This window comes from Flavobacterium ustbae (assembly GCF_003946915.1).
In the GTDB taxonomy this organism is placed as follows: domain Bacteria; phylum Bacteroidota; class Bacteroidia; order Flavobacteriales; family Flavobacteriaceae; genus Flavobacterium; species Flavobacterium ustbae.
Map to the genome: position 1 here is coordinate 97132 of NZ_RPOC01000004.1, position 18595 is coordinate 115726.

The following is an 18595-nucleotide window of genomic DNA, read 5'->3' on the forward strand; positions in this document are numbered from 1 at the left end:
GAGACATTTTGCAAGAGGGACGTAATGTCCCTTTTGTTTCTTAACTCATCACTTAAACCTAAATATTATGCCAGATTTAAATACATTTAAGCTCGACGGAACCAAATTGGTTCCTGTAAATAGATTCAATCTCGAGCCTGCCAAACCGAGCACCGTATTTACTGCAAGAGCAGCGGTAAAAGAAACGGAGTTTAAGGTAATCGAACATCCAATTATTCATTCTATAGAGATTAAGCCCATTTTAATTTTTCCGATTATCGAAAATTATTTCCCTCTAATTGAAGGAGATAAAGCCATTACAGAGAATGATTCCTTTAAGGATTATTTTAAAAATGAAATCATCTTATTTTTTCCTCAAGTCGAAGTAGAACCTAATAATGGAATGCTGTTTTATTATGAAGAAGTGCCAGGAAAATCTGCAAATGATGACGGATTGATGGGAAGAGTCACTTTAAAGTACAGCATTAAAAACAAACCATTGCAAGTCAATCAGAAGAATATTGTTTTAAATCTTAGAGAAGCAATTTTGAACTTAAAAGTAAAAAATGACATCGTTAAAGTAAACGGAATTATAAATGCTGCTACTCAAGAAATTCAGTTTGATTTAATTGACGAAGCCGTAAAAATTGCCTATTCCAATCTAGTTTCAAAAATAAGCGATTTGATGTGCAATGTCGATTTGTTTTTTGATTTTAAAGGCTATTCTAAAGTAAAGCGTAATTTTTTATTTGCAAGAGATGTGGCGATTTTAAGAAGCCAGATTACAACAAAAAAAGATCTTACCGCCAAAACCACTTTACAGCCAAAAGCAACGCTTATAAATAGTCCGCTGATGGTAAAAACGACAATGGCAGGAACAGTAGCGCCAAAAATAGCTATTTCAGAAATTAGAAAAGACAATAATATACAAGCCGATGTTCAGGAAGAATATGTAAAAAGCACTTTTTTGCTTAAAATCAATAAAACCATAAATTATCCGCGATTGCCTGATATGGATCCAAGGCTTTATCAAAACGACGATGGACCGTTTGCTAATAATCCTTTTAATTTGAATGAAGATTTTTCAGAGTTCAAGCAGATATTCGTTTCAGGGTATAATTTCAGCAAACTATCGATTTATAAGTCAATGGTTCAGCCCAATACTTTCTTGCTGATTTCTAAAACGTATAGTCTTTCAAAGGATTTAAATACAATGAAACCTTGTGTAACCACTATTTTTCATGCGCACGAAGAAGATACGGGAACATCTGAAGAAATTTCGCAGATAACTTTTGAGTTTGTCATTGGCCCAAATCTTTCTAGTTTTGATTTGGCTAAATTGAAAATAGCCTTATTGCAAAACAATTTTATCGACGGCGATCCAGCAGATTATTTTGATAAAGTGCAATTTTTGTTTCCTAATGATTTGGGAGCTGAATATGAAGTAAATGGAAATTATTTTCTTCAGAAGGCTCAAATTACTACAGATGGCAAACATTTTATATTTAAAATCTCAACCGAAAACCTTTCTGAAGCTAGCATTTTGATTAATGCTCTCAATAATACCATTTCGCAATATGCAAATATCAATTTTAAGTATAAAGAAATAAAAGATACCAGTGTTGTAGAGTTAAACCTAGAACAGACTATCGGAGAAATTGTTGATACTTTGATTGATAATGCAGCAAAGAAAATCCAAATTAATAATCAGTCCATTTCAAATTGCAAGCTCAATTCAATTTTACTGGTTTACAATCAGAATGCAACTTATTTGAATAGTGTTTTCTTCAAAAACTATCCGCAATTGATCAGCAACGATATAAAGTTTTTAGATTTTTCGGCACTCAATCCAACTGCTTTAGGTGAAATTAAAAATGTATTTTTTGATTTTGAAAACATCGAAAGCATCACTTCTGAATTTAGTCAGGTTGTTTCACAATCAACAGCTTACAATCGGTATATTCAAGTTCAGATTAAAAGCCAGGCAGCGTCAACCAGCAGAATTACTTTGGAGTTAACCGTTCAGGAAACAGGAAGTAAATTTGCTATCGAACGTTTAAAATCGGAATTTTCGACCCCTATATTGTTCAACTTTATTATAAAAAATACAGCGAACAATAATACTTGGATTTCATACAAAGTCAATTATTTTGACAAAAATGATAATCTAACAGGCTCTAAAAATGATGTTTTTGATTTCTCTAAAGCATCAATTATCACCATAAATAAAAAATAATGAGAACCATAAAAGCAGGCACAAAGTCTCCTGAAGTTTATTATTTAAACGAGCTTTTGTCCAAATTAAATTATCGTGTAGTAGTTTCCGATTATTTCGGAATTGAAACAGACAAAGCAATCAAAGATTTTCAGTTAAAGAACAATCTGGTGGTTGATGGAGTAGTGGGACTTAAAACTTGGTCGGCACTTTTAGAAAAAAGTAAAAACGGATTTTCTGCAAACAGCAAATTATTATCAGAGCAGGATTTAATTGATTTTTCGAATCAGTTTAATTTGGAACTTGCAGTTGTAAAAGCGGTTAACGAGGTAGAAAGCAACGGAAAAGGCTTTTTAATTGATGGCCGTCCGAAGATTTTGTTTGAAGGGCATATTTTCTGGCGTGAATTAGAGAAAAGAAATATCAATCCAAATGCTTACACGAATGCAAATACGCAAGATGTTTTGTTCGAAAATTATACTAAAAAACATTACGTTGGTGGAACAGCGGAATATACGCGCTTAGAAAAAGCACGTAATCTGGGTCAGGACAAAAAAATAGTAGATGCGGCAAATAGTTCGGCTTCTTGGGGGCTTTTTCAAATTATGGGTTTCAATGCGATTTCTATTGGCTATAAAAGCATTGACGAGTATGTAGAAAAAATGAATCAGAATGAAGGCGAGCATCTCAAAGCTTTCGGAATGTTTCTGGAAAAGAACAATTTAATCGGACTTCTGAGAAATAAAAACTGGGCTACTTTCGCTTTAAAATATAATGGTCCAGCTTACAAAACCAATAAATATGATGAGAAGTTGGCGCGTGCTTATGCTAAGTATGCTAGATAGTTTGTTTTTAACCGCTAAGAACGCTAAAATTCACGCAAAGTTCGCAAAGCTTTTTGTAAAATAATTTTTAATCGCGTAATCCCGAAGCTTCGGGAGCAAAGGCGCAAAGTTTTTTTGTAGTTTTTATTGAGAAAAAAAAGTTCGCAAAGCTTTCTAGATAAAGCTTTGCGAACTTATAAGTTTACAAACAACACGTAGCGTAAAAATCTTAGCATCCTTTGCGCTAAAAAAATAAACACAAAGTTTTTAAAACTTGAAACATTAAACATGAAACTTGAAACAAAAAAAACTTATCTCAACGTTGCTCCAAGTTCAGTTTCGAAAGTCTGCTGTAATTTAGACATGATTTTATCGATCTGAGTGTCGGTTAAAGTTTTAGTATTATCTTGAATAGTAAAACTCAAGGCGTATGATTTTTTGCCTTCTGGCAATTTATTTCCTTGATAAACATCAAATAGATTAACGTCTTTTAAAAGCGCCTTCTCTGTCTGTTTTGCCAGGTTGAAAATACTTTCGTAAGTCGTTTTTTCGTCAATTAATAAAGCCAAATCTCTACGAACTTCTGGGTATTTAGGAATTTCAGTATATTTGATTTTTCCAGTAATGATTTTTAAAATCAAATCCCAGTTAAAATCAGCGTAATAAACGTCTTGTTTGATACCAAAATGCTTTAAAATAGGTTTTTTAATTACTCCCATTTCAACCAAAATATCATTGTTGTACGTAATCGCAGTTCCTTCAGAATAAATATCTGACTGAACTGGCGCATTCGATATTTTTTCAATTCCTAAACGAGATAAAATCGCTTTTACATATCCTTTTAATAAAAAGAAATCTGTATTTTTTTGTGGGCTTGTCCAGCTTTCTTTGTTTCTATTTCCAGAAACCAATAAAGAAAGATGTTTGTGCTCTTCGTATCCGTTTAAATATTTGTGATAGGTTTTTCCGAATTCGAATAATTTCAAATCAGCATTTTTTCTGTTGATATTGTATGAAACTGCTTCTAAACCAGAAAATAATAAAGACTGGCGAAGTGTTGCTAAATCACTGCTCAACGGATTCAACATCGAAACGTTATGCTCTTCTTTTAACGAAGTAGATAATTTAGCGTAAGCCGCAGTTGTCAGCGAATTGGCCATCATTTCGTGGAATCCTTGCGAATTCAATTGAGATGCAATTACATTCTGCACTTTGTAATCTTCTGTTCTTGGCGAATTGGCAACAGTAGCATTAAATTTCTTAGAGAAATTGATGTTGTTATAACCGTAAACTCTCAAGATTTCTTCGATTACGTCAATTTCACGCTGAACGTCAACGCGGTACGCAGGAATGGTCAAACCTAAACCAGTATCAGAAACACTATTTACTTTAATATCTAAAGAAACTAAAATCTTTTTAATAGTATCTTTTGGAATTTCCTGTCCGATAATTTTATAAACATGGCTGAAATTCAATAAAACAGAAAAATCTTCTACTTTTTTAGGATAAACTTCCACAACATCAGAAGTAACTTTTCCGCCCGCAACTTCCTGAATTAAAAGGGCAGCGCGTTTTAAAGCATATTCTGTAATTGTTGGGTCAATTCCTCTTTCAAATCTAAAAGATGCATCGGTACTTAATTGATGTCTTTTAGCTGTTTTACGAATGCTAACTGGATCAAAATAAGCACTTTCTAAGAAAATAGAAGTAGTTCCTTCAGAAACTCCAGATTTTTTTCCTCCAAAAACTCCAGCAATACAAAGCGGACCTTTTTCGTCGCAAATCATTAAATCCTCTTTATGAAGCGTTCTTTCCACATCATCAAGAGTAACAAATTTAGTTCCTTCTTCAACTGTTTTTACAATCACTTTTCCGTTGATTTTCGCAGCATCAAAAGCGTGTAGAGGCTGTCCTAATTCGTGAAGAACATAATTGGTAACGTCTACAATATTATTTTTTGGAGTCAATCCGATTGCTTTTAAACGATCTTGCAGCCAGTTTGGAGATTCGTGAACCGAAATTCCAGAAATAGTTACCCCGCAATATCTTGGAGCCAAATGAGTGTCTTCAACATTTACGTCAATTTTAAGCGTACGCATGTCAACTCTAAAATTGCTTACAGAAGGCGTAATCAACTCTACGTTTACACCGCGCTGTAGCATTCCCGCTCTTAAATCACGAGCAGTTCCAAAATGACTCATTGCATCGGCACGGTTTGGTGTCAATCCGATTTCAAAAACTTCGTCATTTGCAATTTGGAAAACTTCAGATGCAGGAGTTCCTGGAACCAAATCTTCTGCCAAAACCATAATTCCGTCATGGCTTGTTCCTAAACCTAATTCATCTTCAGCACAGATCATTCCGTGGCTTTCCTGTCCGCGGATTTTTCCTTTTTTAATGGTAAATTCTGCACCTTCTTTATCGTATAAAACCGTTCCGATTGTGGCAACTGGTACTTTTTGTCCCGTAGCGACGTTTGCAGCACCGCACACAATTTGAACAGGAGCTTCTAAACCAACATCAACTGTAGTAACTTTCAATCTATCAGCATCAGGGTGTTTTTCACAAGTTAGAACATGTCCAACAACAACGCCTGCCAAACCTCCTTTGATTGATTCGTATTTTTCGACAACTTCTACTTCTAAACCTAAATCTGTTAGTAATTCAGAAGTCTGCTCAGATGTCCAATCTGTTTTAATAAATTGTTTTAACCAGTTGTAAGATATTTTCATTGTAGCTATTTAATTCTTGAATAAGGTTACAAATATAAGGATTGCGGTTTGCAGTAAGAAAAAAATAAGTGCTTTTTTCTAGTTGTTTATTTTAATTCAAATCGAGGGTATGCTTATTTTGAATCTTTTTAGAATTTAGATCAATTCTTCGATATGTTTTTTGATGTTTTCGGATATTTTTTTGGTAGGAAGATCGTTTTCGTCATTTCCGAACGGATCTTCAATTTCTTCGGCAATAAGTTCCAAACTTGCCAAAACATAAAATATAAAAACAACAACAGGTGCAACGAGATAACCTAAACTAACAGAATATCCGAACGGAAGCGTCATGGTGTAAAAGAAGATAAATTTCTTTATAAAAGCGCTGTAAGAGTAGGGAATAGGAGTGTTCTTAATACGCTCGCACGCACCGCAAATGTCTGTAAAAGCAACTAATTCATCATTTAACGTAATGAGCTGTTCTCCAGATATTTTTTTCGCATCATACAAATCATTGATTTTATGATACATGATTCTTTTTAATTGATTTGGTTTGTGTTTATGCTGATCAATTTCGAGTTCAACATCTTCAAACAGCATTTTGCCAGTATCTTCATCTTTCAAATGCTGACTGAGTATATCTGCATACATAGGAATGTATTTTCTAAAAAACTTTCTGTCATTTTCATCTTTTAGAATTGCTGAAAGTTTTATAGCCAGATTACGGCTGTTATTTACAAGTCCGCCCCAGAGTTTTCGGCCTTCCCACCAACGATCATAAGCTGTATTGGTTCTAAAAACAAGTAAAAGCGATATCACAAAACCAAGCATTCCGTGCATAATCGGTATACTGTGAATGTAATCGCTTTTAGTAACTTTAAAGTATTCGACTTCAAGGTAACCAACGGCGGCAGAATAAATTCCAATGGCAATCATAATCGGAAACAGTTTTCGAACGGTATCAGATTTATGAAAATGAAAGATAAAAGTAAACCAGTCTTTGGTATTGTACGAAATCATTTAAATATGTTTTGAAACAAATTTACTTAAAAATTGATATTTCCAGCCAATTCTTTTAGTGCAATTTCAGATAATTTTGCTTCGTATTGCGCGTTGCTGTAACGTACTTTAGCGTTGACATAATTGAGCTGAGCAGTTCTAAAATCGAGTGTTGTTATGGTTCCGATTTTAAATTTATCCAGCGTAATATCTAAATTTTGTTTTGCAATAGCTTCATTATTTTCTTCCAGATCAATTAATTCTAAATTGGTCAAATACGTTTGAAAGGCAGTACTTAACTGTGTGTTCAAAATTGTATTTTGCTGTTCTATAGCAAGCTGTGAATTTTCAATCTGTAGTTTCGCCACTTTTTCATTTCGATGCTGATTAAAACCATCAAATATATTCATCGAAGCATTAAAACCGTAATTTAAACCTCTAGAAGATGTCTCGCTGGTAAAACCTAAACTCGACTGGCTTTCATTAAAATTATAACCTGTTGTAAGTCGTAATATGGGGTATCGGTCTGCTTTTACTTGTTTGAGCTGTAATTCGGCTATGCGTTTATTTATAATTTGGGCTTCTAAAGCTGGATTTTGCTTTTGCGCCAAATCCATTAAATCTGCAAAAATCAATTTATTATCCACAACCACCTCATCGATAACCTTAAAATCAATTTTTGGGTCGCGTGCTAAATGCTGATTCAGTAAGATTTTGCCATTAGCGTAAGCTTCTTTTTGTCTTAATAATGCAACTTGATCTGAATTTAAATCCACTTGTGCGTTTAAGACTTCTAATTTTGAAGCTTTTCCGATACTGAAACGATTTTTGGCTAAAGTTAGTCGCTGATTCGAAATTACAATTGTAGTATCTAATGCAGACAATTGCTGCTGCATCTGTACTAAGTCATAATAAGCCGAATTTACTTGAGCAATTTTAAGCAAAATGGTTCTTTTAAGTTCTGCGTCACCTAGTTTCTGAAGTTCTTTCAGCTGATCCAGTCTAGCAAACATTTTCATTCCGTCAAAAACAGTCCATCCTAAACTTACACCATAGCTTAAACTGTTATTTTTAGCATTATCCAGCGATGTACTCGTTCCGTCCTGACGTGTTTGAGACGAATTCATGATGCTGTTATTGTCGACAACATTTGCAGTGGCTGTTGGCAGCATTCCTGCATTTCCGATAGTTACATTTGTTTCGGTTATTTTGGAATTATTTTTAGCAATTTTAATTTCAAAATTATTCTCCAGCGCTATAGTCATAGCCTGTTCAATGGTAAGAACTTCCTGTGCATTAGTCTGAACCATGCAAAAGAACAGGATAAGGAGAGTACAGTATATTTTTTTGATATTCATATTCTTTTTCTTTAACCAAAAGTATATTTATTGGTCTTTATTTAATGCTTTCTCTTTCGTATTCGTCAATATGGTCAAACTCAGGATAATGTTTTCTTGCTTTAGACCACATTAAATAAATGGCAGGAATTACAAAAAGCGTTAAGGCCAATGAGAAAATAGTTCCGCCCACAATAACAACCCCCATACCAATTCTACTCGTAGACGCAGCTCCAAGCGACATTGCAATTGGAAGCGCTCCTAATGCAATGGCTAAACTCGTCATTAAAATTGGACGTAAACGTGCTTCTGAAGCTTCTAAAATAGCTTCTAGTTTTGGTTTGCCCTGTTCTCGCAATTGATTGGCAAATTCTACAATTAAAATACCGTTTTTGGTTACCAGACCAATTAACATTACCGTACCAATCTGACTGAAAATATTCCAAGTCTGGTTGAATAGCCATAATGAGAATAAAGCTCCTGCAACCGCCATTGGAACTGTTAAAATGATAATAAACGGATCGATAAAGCTTTCAAACTGCGCAGCTAAGATCAAGAAAATAAGCAACAAAGCCAACCCGAAAGCGAAAGATGTATTTGAGCTACTTTCTACGAAATCTCGAGATTCTCCAGCTAAATCGGTTGTAAAACTTTCATCTAAAACTTTTGCTTTAATTCTATCCATTTCCTGAATACCATCGCTGATGCTTTTTCCAGGTGCCAAACCAGCAGAAACGGTTGCCGACATATAACGGTTATTATGAAATAATTGCGGCGGATTACTTTGTTCGTAAACCTTCACAACGTTATCCATCTGAATCAATTCGCCATTTCTGTTTTTTACAAACATAGAAGTCAAATCTAAAGGTTTCGATCTGTCTTTCTGGTCAAATTGCCCAATAACCTGATATTGTTTTCCGTTTTTAATGAAATATCCAAAGCGTTGTCCGCTTAAAGAAAGCTGTAAAGTTTGTGCAATATCGATGATCGAAATTCCTAAACTTTCTGCTTTTTCGCGGTCAATAGTAACGTTGATTTCTGGTTTGTTAAATTTCAGGTTCACATCTGTTGTAGAAAACACATCGCTTTTACCGACTTCATTCATGAACAAAGGAATTTTTTCTCTCAATTTATCAAAGTTTGGAGCCTGAATAATGTATTGTATCGGTAAACCTCCACGTCTGTTAACGGCAATTGTTGGCTGCTGTATTACAGAGGTTTTAGCATCAGGATATTGTTTTGTCCATTTGGTTAATTTGTCAGCAATATCTTTTTGAGAAGCTTCTCTTTCGTGAGGTTCTTTTAATGAAAGTCTGATGAAACCGGTATTTGTTGCCGATGCTCCAAAACCAGGCGCTGTAATAACTAAACTCACCTTTTTTTCTGGAATAGAATCGTCTACCAGTTTTGAGATTTCCTGCATAAAACGGTCTGTGTACTCGTATGAAGAACCTTCAGGAGTTGTCATACGCATGGTTACAGAGCTTCTGTCATCGTAAGGAGCTGTTTCTTTTGGAAGAATGGTAAAGAATAAATAAATCAATCCAAAACAAGCAATAAGAATAGGGAAGCTGATCCATTTTCTATCCATAAATTTTGAAAGTGCTTCAGCATAACTGCTGTTCATTTTTTCAAAAAAGGGTTCTGTTTTAATGTAGAATTTAGATTTTTTCTGTTCTCCGCCTTTCATTAAATAAGCGTTCAGCATTGGCGTTAAAGTCAGCGAAACGAATGCCGAAATTAATACCGCGGCACCAATTACAACACCAAATTCTCTAAATAACCGTCCAACAAAACCTTCTAAGAAAATTACGGGCAAGAATACTGCGGCCAAGGTTACCGAAATCGAAATTACGGCATAAAAAATTTCATTAGAACCTTTAATCGCAGCTTCAATTGGCGACATTCCTTCTTCTACTTTTTTGAAGATATTTTCTGTAACCACAATACCGTCATCTACCACAAGTCCTGTTGCCAGTACGATAGCTAATAAAGTTAATACGTTGATGGAGAATCCGAATAGCCACATAATGAAAAATGTAGCAATTAAGGAAACTGGAATATCAATTAAAGGTCTGAAAGCAATCGCCCAGTCTCTAAAGAATAAATAGATAATAATGATTACCAAGATTACCGAAATCCCTAAGGTTTCAGCAACTTCTAGTACCGATTTTTTTACGAAAATGGTATTGTCAAGTGCTATATTTAATTTAATATCTTTTGGAAGATCCTTTTTTAAGGCTTCGTATTTTTTATAAAATTCAGCCGAAATATCTAGATAATTGGCTCCAGGCATTGGCACAATTGCTAAACCAATCATTGGCAATCCAGACTGGCTTAATTTTGTTTCAATATTTTCTGGACCTAATTCTGCGCCTCCAACATCGCTTAAACGAACAATTTTATCTCCATCAGTACGAATAATAATATTATTGAATTCTTCTGCTTTAGAAAGATTTCCGATTGTTTTTACGGTAAGTTCGGTGTTGTTACCTGTCAGTTTTCCTGATGGCAATTCGACATTTTGTGCGTTTAACGCTGTACGAACATCAGCAACCGTACAGCCGTAGGCAGTTAGTTTTACAGGATCGATCCATAAACGCATGGCATAACGTTTTTGTCCCCAAATCTGTACGCCACTCACGCCCGGAATGGTTTCTAAACGTTGCGAAATAACATTTTCTGCATAATCACTTAATTCTAAAGAACTTCGAGAATCACTTTGAACCGTCATCGAAATAATCGCATCACTGTCAGCATCTGCTTTTGATACAACTGGCGGAGCATCAATGTCTTGAGGAAGATTTCGAATAGCTTGCGAAACTTTGTCACGAACGTCGTTTGCCGCTTCTTCTAAATCTTTGTCTAGATTAAATTCTATGGTAATGTTACTGCTTCCTTGGTTACTTGAAGATGTAATGTTTCTAATTCCGTCAATCGCGTTAACCGCTTTTTCAAGAGGTTCTGTAATCTGCGATTCAATTATATCAGCATTGGCTCCCGTATAGTTGGTACGAATAGATACCTGCGCAGGGTCAATAGAAGGAAACTCCCTAACCCCCAAAAAAGTATAACCAATAAAACCGAATAGAATAATTAATAGATTCAGTACTATAGTTAAAACAGGTCTTTTTATACTTGTAGTTGATAAACTCATTTTAGATTTTAGATTTTAGATTTCCAGATTTCAGATTTATTGCTAAATCTTGATGTCATCTTTTATCTATATTCAGTCTTACGACTTTTAACTTTAAGACTTTTGGTATTATTTTACTTGAACTTTAATTGGCGTTTCGTCTTTTAAAGACATTACCCCACTTGTAATTAAAGTATCTCCTGGTTTTAATCCGGCTAAAATTAAAATTGAAGAATCTGTTCTTGTCGTAGCATCAACCATTACTTCTTTTGCCTGACCTTTATTGGCTATAAATACCTTTTTACCGTCTTGAATGGGTACAATAGCTTGAGAAGGAACTACAATCGCATCTTTAATAATATTTAAAGGCAATTTGATATCTGCGAAAGTTCCAGGAAAAAGTTTTCCGTCGTTATTATCTGCAAGAGCGCGAATTTGAAGTGTACGCGTTGCAACGGCAACTTCTGGTTCTATTGCATAGATTTTTGCATTGTATGTTTTGTCTGATCCAGAAACTTTGAAATCGATTACTGAACCCGATTTTACTTCTGCAGCGTATTTTTCTGGGATCGAAAAGGTGATTTTCAATTTACTGGTATTAACTAATTTAGCTACTAAAACAGCTGGCGTAATATAAGTTCCTGGAGAAATAGAGCGTAAACCGACTTTACCAGAAAAAGGCGCTCTTACCGAAGTTTTTGAGATTTGCGCTCGTATTAATTGCGTTTGAGCTTGTGCAGAAGCAAGATCGGCTTTGGAAATATCTGCTTCTTCTTGGCTAATAGCTTCTTTCTCTAAAAGGAGTTTGGCTCTTCTTTCATTTTCGGCAGCTAATCCTTCTTTGGTGATCGCTTGTCTTAATTGCGCTTTTAGTTCAATATCATTTACTTTAAGAAGTACTTGTCCTTTGGTTACGTTGCTTCCCTCATTAAAAAATATTCCCTCAACAATTCCCGAAACCTCACTATGAATTTCTATTTGCTCATTTGCTTCAATAGATCCTGATAATGCTAAATTATTGTCAAAAGTGGCAGTTTTTATTACAACTCCATTAACAGTTGTTGGAGCTTTTTTGTCATTGAATTTTTTAGAGTCTTCGTTTTTACCTTTATTAGAAATAATTCTATAGGTAATAAAGCCTCCAATTGTAACAATTAAAAGGGTGTAAATGAGGTGTTTTACTTTCATAAAATTGAAGTGAATATAGATTTTAGGTTTCTGCTTTTAGTAAGCTTACAAATTTAACTTTTTGATGTGAAATCGAAAGATGTTAGCTTTTATTTAACATTTGTATGTACAAAGGTTTGCATTTAGACTATAAGCAGGCAAAAAGGTTTAATGAAAGGTTAATTTTTTTTGAATAAAATTGTTAAACAGATTAGAAAAACTGTTGTCTAAGAGCAGATTTTTCCTAGGATGCAAGAATTTTTTTGCATTTCGTCTGATTTTTTTTGCAGTTTATCGATTTTATTTGTAACATTGATATGTTAAACAAAATGTTGCGATTTTTTTCTAATACTATTTATTTGAATAGTTTTAGTGTTAAAATATGTAAGAAGAGGTTATTTTTTTGGTTTTTTATAAAATATTAAAGAGAGTCGTGTTAACAATTGTTTATTCTTTTTTGTCGGTTGAATAATAAAAAATAATTTATGAAGAAAAAATTACTTCTCAGTTTATGGTTCACATTTTTACTTGCCGCAATTGGCTATTTATTTTGGCAGAATGAGTTTCAGTACAGTCTTCCGACTCCAGTGCCAAAGAATTACAAAGCCATTGCTATGGGATCGACGATCGAACTCGGCGCGTGCTGCGCATTTGACAACAAACCTATTTTTATTCATTTTTTTAACCCCGAATGTCCCTGTTCGCGGTTCAATGTACCACATGTAAGCGATCTAATAAAAAAATACGGAGATCAGATCAATTTTAAGATTGTTGTGTTAAACAAAGAGAAAAATTTTACAATAGATGAAGTTCAGCAAAAGTTCGATGCCAAAATACCCGTTTATTTTGATGAAGCAATGGCTAAAAAATGCGGTGTATTCTCAACTCCTCAGGCAGTTTTGCTAGATCAGTCGCATACTTTGTATTATAGGGGCAATTACAATAAAACCAGATATTGTACAGATGCAGAAAGCAATTATGCGCAAATGGCGATTGATTCTCTGCTGAGCAGAAAAAACAATCCGTCATTTAATGCTTTGGCTCTAAAAGCTTACGGTTGCTCATTACCAAAATGTACCAAATAATTTTTACCAAAAACCTAAATCTAAAACCTATGAAAACAAAAGCTAGCTTAAACGAACAAGATTATCTGCACAGTTTTATGTCTACTATGACACAAAAATCGGATACTATTATTAATTATGTACTTGCAGTATATTTTCTTCTCGGTATCGGACTCTCTTTTAAATACGATACTTTCGAAATTGGCGTTGGTGTAGGAACGCTGAATCTTTTGGCCTATTATTCGGCTAAATTCTTCATGAAAAATTCCAAATTTTATCAATATGTCTTGTCTGTCGTTCTGGCAATTTTTATGGCGCAGTACATTTACCAGATGCATGGTATGTTCGAAATGCACTTTACGGTATTTATTGCCAGTACAATTTTGATTATTTATCAAAACTGGAAACTTCAAATTCCGCTTACTTTATTGGTTGTGCTTCATCACGCTGGTCTGGCTTATCTGCAAAACTATATTTATAATGATGCCAACGGACTTCAAGTTTATTTTTCGCAGGTAAATTTTGACTTAGAAACCTTGATCATTCATACGGTTTTGGCTGCTGTAGTATTTTTTATGAATGGCTATTGGGCCTTTTATTTTAAAGAGCATAGTGAAAATCATATTTCAAAAATTTCAGACGAATATGAATTGGAAAATATGAAATTGGCTTCGGCAAAATACAGTTCAATGTCGGCTACAAAAGATTACAACGATTTTATTCACAGAACAACTTTAGATTTAAAACTGCCAGTAAATTCAGTTCTAAAACTAATTGATGTTTCGAAAGGGCATACAGACAATGATAAATTGCTGACTTATCTTGATATGATGAGAGAAAGTGCTAAGAAAATTGATGATTTAGTGAATGATATTCATGTCAAATCGACAACAAATAGGAATTAAAATTCCAAATTCTAAATCCCAAATTCCAATTGGAATAAATATGCTCAAATAAAAACCAATATTAATTTTTTAAGACCCCAATATGTTTAAGTATGATTTGCCAACTGCAGTGCCTACGCTGCATAATCTAAAAAAAATTATCGATGACTTTTTGAACGAAACTATAACATTAAATTCAATTGAAAAAATTGGCGCTCAATCTGAATTTGAAATAGAATTGAGAGAAATTTTCAAAGGCTATCGAAATAATGCTAATGTTTACGATCTTGATTTTCAATACAAAAAACTAGTTCAGATTATGAATGACATTCGCCATCTCAATATTGCTGTTAACAACCAGATTCCCGAATGGCTGGAGGAGGAATTGGAAGCAGTTTTTCGTAAAATCAGAAATATTCTGCTAGTTTTAGAAATCGAGTCAAATTAAAAATAGTTTAAGGATTCATTTTATGTACTTAATTGAATTGTAAATTAATTTAAATGTAAAATTTATGGATACCAGATTACACCGTCCAACACCTTCTGACAGAGAAGTAGACTGGAATAAGAATAAAGTGCTGCTGAGTAAAACCGATAAAAAAGGAACCATATTATATGCCAACGAGGACTTTATAGATGTTTCTGGTTATGATGAATTTGAACTTGTGGGCCAGCCTCACAATATCATTCGCCATCCAGATATGCCAAAGGTTATTTTTAAATTCTTATGGGACAGTATTAAATCTAGCGAAAACATTCATGTTATTATAAAAAACATGGCCAAAACTGGACGCTATTACTGGGTTGTAACCGATTTTAAAATTATCGCTGATGGTGATGGTGAGATTGTAGGTTTTTTTGGCACTAGAAAATCGGTTCCAAACGATATTATTGTAAAGTTTATTGAGCCTTTGTATAAAAAGCTTTTGCAAATTGAAGAAACCAGCGGTATGCACGCTTCTGAAGAATATTTGGTTGGTTTTTTAGAAGAAAGAAAGAAAACGTATATGGAATATATCGATTACTTAATCGCAACAGGAAAAGACGATAAAAACAAAGTAAATAAAGGTTTGTTTGGCGGTCTTTTTGAAAAGAAAAACGATCCTAAAAAGAAATAACTAACTAATACTTCATTGTGTCTAATAAAAATATTCCCCCTTTTTAATTTGACCCCCAACAAATCTAATCACCAGAATATCATTAGAACGCAATGGAGTTTTTTTTGAAGTTTCTAAGCTACTAAGGTTCTAAGTTGCTAAGGTTTTAAGCTCACAGATTTAATTTTTAAACCTTTGAGCTTTTTATGTTTTATAAAGATACTAAGAAGCTTAGAAGCTCAGAACCTTAGTACCTCAGAAACTTAGTAGCTTAGCACCTTAACTAATATAATTCCAAATATTCTTCTTCTTAGTCATTTCGATGAAAATCATTCTCAGTATCGCATTTTCAGGTTTTTGCAGGGCAGAATCTTCTTTTAGAATTTTCATGGCATAATTTCGAGCTAGAGAAAGAATTTCACGATCTTTTACAATATCAGCAATTTGAAGATTCAAAACACCGCTTTGCTGTGTTCCCATTAAATCACCAGGACCGCGAAGTTTTAAGTCTACTTCGGCAATTTCAAAACCATCGTTGGTTTGCACCATAGTTTCCATTCTGGTTTTGCTGTCAGAACTTAATTTGTGTCCTGTCATTAAAATGCAATAACTCTGTTCGGCGCCACGCCCCACACGTCCGCGGAGCTGATGCAATTGCGAAAGCCCAAATCTTTCAGCACTTTCAATAATCATTACACTCGCGTTTGGCACATTTACCCCAACTTCGATTACGGTTGTCGCCACCATAATATTGGTTTTCCCTTCAGAGAAACGCTTCATTTCAGAATCTTTATCTGCGGGTTTCATTTTTCCGTGCAGAATAGAAATAGAATATTGAGGAAGCGGGAAATCTCTGGAAATACTTTCGTAACCATCCATCAAATCTTTATAATCCATTTTTTCAGATTCCTGAATCAACGGATACACGATATAAATCTGTCTGCCTTTTGCAATTTCGTCACGAAGAAATTTCCAGACTTTTAAACGATTCGAATCATAACGATGCACGGTTTGAATTGGTTTTCTTCCCGGAGGCAATTCGTCAATAACAGAAATGTCCAAATCTCCATATAAACTCATCGCCAATGTTCTCGGAATAGGAGTGGCGGTCATAACCAAAACGTGTGGCGGAATATCATTTTTCTTCCACAATTTTGATCGTTGCTCCACACCGAAACGATGCTGTTCGTCAATTACAGCCAAACCCAGATTCTGAAACTGCACTTTATCTTCTAATAAAGCGTGAGTTCCAATTAAAATTTTAAGTTCGCCACTTTCCAGTTCTTCGTGAATAATTTTCCTTTCAGAAGTTTTAGTAGAACCCGTTAAAATTCGGATATTGATGTTTAATGTCTTAGCAAATTCAGATAAACCAAGAAAATGCTGATTAGCTAAAATTTCGGTAGGAGCCATCAAACAAGCCTGAAAACCATTATCAATAGCTAGAAGCATACTCATAAAAGCCACAATGGTCTTTCCAGAACCTACGTCACCTTGCAGCAAACGATTCATTTGGGCGTTGCTTCCCATATCTGACCTGATTTCTTTAATTACTCTTTTTTGAGCATTTGTTAAATCAAAAGGAAGATGATTTTTATAAAATTCATTAAAAAGTTCGCCTACTTTGTCAAATGGATGGCCTTTTATTTTATGTTTTCGAATGAGATTCTTGGTGATTAATTGCAGCTGAATAAAGAACAATTCTTCAAATTTCAATCTGAATTGCGCTTTCGCTAAAATCTCGGCACTTTTCGGAAAATGGATATTGAATAATGCCGCGCGTTTCGGTATTAGTTTTAGCTCTTCAATTAAAAAAGGAGGAAAAGTTTCTGTAAAAAGCGCTTGCGTCTCCAGAAAAAGCTGTTCCATCATTTTGTTAATGGTACGGTTCGAAATCCCTTTATTAGCCAAAGCTTCTGTTGAGGGATAAACTGGCTGCATAGCCGAACGCAAACTTCTTTCGTGTTCGGTCAACAATTCAATTTCAGGGTGCGCCATACTGAATTGGCTTCCGTAAAGAGAACATTTTCCAAAAATGACCAAAGGTTCATTTAGTTTTAAACTTTCGCGGATCCATTTGTGTCCTTGAAACCAGTTTAAATCAATTTGGCCTGTATCATCAACAAAACTTGCCACAAGACGTTTTTTGTTTTTAGCAAATTCAACCGTTTTGATGTTGATTATTTTTCCAATAATCTGAACTTCAGACCCCGTATTCTGCAATTCGTTAATCTTATAATAACGCGTTCTGTCAATATATCGATTCGGAAAAAGATTAACTAAATCTCCGTATTTATGAATGCCCAATTCCTTGCGAAGCAGCTGGCCACGGCTCGGACCAACACCTTTTAAGTATTCGATTGGAGTTTCAAGAAGATTATTAGACATTAAATTATTTTAGATTTTAGATTGCTGATTTTAGATTTGGTTCCGAAGCGTCGGATTTGAATTTGGAATTTATTTAATTGGAATTTTATTCTTTTTAGAGCCAAGATGAAAGAATAAAGACAAAGTTTAGCTCTATTTTATTTATTCTATTCTCTTATTTCTTTAGAAAAGCGAAGATAGATTTTAATTGGGAAATTTGAAAATGAATTATAGTTTTCAAGTAACTGAATGTTAACTTATCATTAATTTGAAAATTACGACGCAACCATTTTAAGAAAGTAAAATCTTAATAATAGTTAACCATCAAAAACTATAAAAATGAAAAAAATTGGACTTTTAATTGTAATGTTTGTTTCTTTAGTTTCTTGCTCAAACGATGATTCTGATACTAACGCAGATGCTGTAGTTACTGACTATTACGGAAAATGGGTGCAGCATAATGAGCCTAAGAATGCAAACGATGCCTCATCAAATCAGTATTCTTATGTATTTAATAAAGATAATACATTTTCGAAAATGAGAGTTTATGAGAATATCAATGTAACGCTTACAGGAACTTTTGAGATTACAACCAAAGAAAATGTAACTCGTTTTGTATTAACTTATAAAGAAAAAAAGGAAAACTCATTTATTTCAAACTGTTCTGGTAGTTTGATTGAAAGTTTTACTCTAGACAAGTCGAGATATTTGGTAGATGATGCTCGTGCATGCGATGCAGCTTTTGTATTTGAGAAAGCAAATTAAAACTTTATAAGTAAAATTTATAAAACTCCGTTGGTAACTAACGGAGTTTT

13 protein-coding genes are annotated in these 18595 nt (G+C 34.1%); 7 read left to right on the top strand and 6 right to left on the bottom strand.

Annotation, left to right across the window (positions count from 1 at the left end; genetic code table 11):
• Positions 1-67: 67 nt before the first annotated feature.
• Both EG814_RS07715 and EG814_RS07720 read left to right on the top strand, forming a co-directional pair.
• On the top strand, positions 68-2215 hold the full coding sequence (locus tag EG814_RS07715) for a hypothetical protein (RefSeq protein ID WP_125720582.1): 2148 nt from the start codon (positions 68-70) through the stop codon (positions 2213-2215).
• Positions 2215-3039: an N-acetylmuramidase domain-containing protein gene (locus EG814_RS07720; protein WP_125720584.1), complete on the top strand. Its 825-nt coding sequence runs from the start codon at positions 2215-2217 to the stop codon at positions 3037-3039. The genes EG814_RS07715 and EG814_RS07720 overlap by 1 nt, the downstream gene beginning before the upstream one ends.
• Before the next feature lie 290 nt (positions 3040-3329).
• On the opposite strand, the gene pheT is transcribed toward EG814_RS07720, so the two are convergent.
• The 5 genes from pheT to EG814_RS07745 form a co-directional block, all read right to left on the bottom strand.
• Complete coding sequence (gene pheT / locus EG814_RS07725; RefSeq protein WP_125720586.1) at positions 3330-5750, bottom strand: phenylalanine--tRNA ligase subunit beta; 2421 nt, start codon at positions 5748-5750, stop codon at positions 3330-3332.
• A gap of 135 nt (positions 5751-5885) precedes the next feature.
• Complete coding sequence (locus tag EG814_RS07730) at positions 5886-6749, bottom strand: bestrophin family protein (protein ID WP_125720588.1); 864 nt, start codon at positions 6747-6749, stop codon at positions 5886-5888.
• Between the two features lie 26 nt (positions 6750-6775).
• Entirely contained in the window at positions 6776-8086 is a 1311-nt protein-coding gene (locus EG814_RS07735) for a TolC family protein (RefSeq protein WP_125720590.1), read from the bottom strand.
• A gap of 37 nt (positions 8087-8123) precedes the next feature.
• Positions 8124-11222: an efflux RND transporter permease subunit gene (locus EG814_RS07740; protein ID WP_125720592.1), complete on the bottom strand. Its 3099-nt coding sequence runs from the start codon at positions 11220-11222 to the stop codon at positions 8124-8126.
• A gap of 108 nt (positions 11223-11330) precedes the next feature.
• The gene (locus tag EG814_RS07745) at positions 11331-12389 is read right to left on the bottom strand and encodes an efflux RND transporter periplasmic adaptor subunit (protein WP_125720594.1); all 1059 of its coding nucleotides are present in this window, start codon (positions 12387-12389) and stop codon (positions 11331-11333) included.
• A gap of 464 nt (positions 12390-12853) precedes the next feature.
• On the opposite strand from EG814_RS07745, the gene EG814_RS07750 reads away from it, so the two are divergent.
• From EG814_RS07750 to EG814_RS07765, 4 genes are all read left to right on the top strand, one after another.
• Positions 12854-13453 carry a TlpA family protein disulfide reductase gene (locus EG814_RS07750; RefSeq protein ID WP_125720596.1) on the top strand — a complete coding sequence of 200 codons (600 nt, stop codon included), beginning with the start codon at positions 12854-12856 and terminating at the stop codon, positions 13451-13453.
• 29 nt (positions 13454-13482) lie between these two features.
• Positions 13483-14337, top strand: coding sequence for a hypothetical protein (locus EG814_RS07755; protein WP_125720598.1), 855 nt, complete (start codon positions 13483-13485; stop codon positions 14335-14337).
• A gap of 82 nt (positions 14338-14419) precedes the next feature.
• Positions 14420-14764: a hypothetical protein gene (locus tag EG814_RS07760; protein WP_125720600.1), complete on the top strand. Its 345-nt coding sequence runs from the start codon at positions 14420-14422 to the stop codon at positions 14762-14764.
• A gap of 64 nt (positions 14765-14828) precedes the next feature.
• A complete protein-coding gene (locus tag EG814_RS07765; protein WP_125720602.1) occupies positions 14829-15434 on the top strand; it encodes a PAS domain-containing protein in 606 nt (201 codons plus the stop codon).
• Between the two features lie 258 nt (positions 15435-15692).
• Here the strand turns inward: EG814_RS07765 and recG are convergent, their stop codons facing one another.
• A complete protein-coding gene (recG, locus tag EG814_RS07770; RefSeq protein WP_125720604.1) occupies positions 15693-17801 on the bottom strand; it encodes an ATP-dependent DNA helicase RecG in 2109 nt (702 codons plus the stop codon).
• Positions 17802-18119: 318 nt separating this feature from the next.
• Here recG and EG814_RS07775 point away from each other — a divergent pair, with 318 nt between their 5' ends.
• Entirely contained in the window at positions 18120-18545 is a 426-nt protein-coding gene (locus EG814_RS07775; RefSeq protein WP_125720606.1) for a hypothetical protein, read from the top strand.
• Positions 18546-18595: the final 50 nt, after the last annotated feature.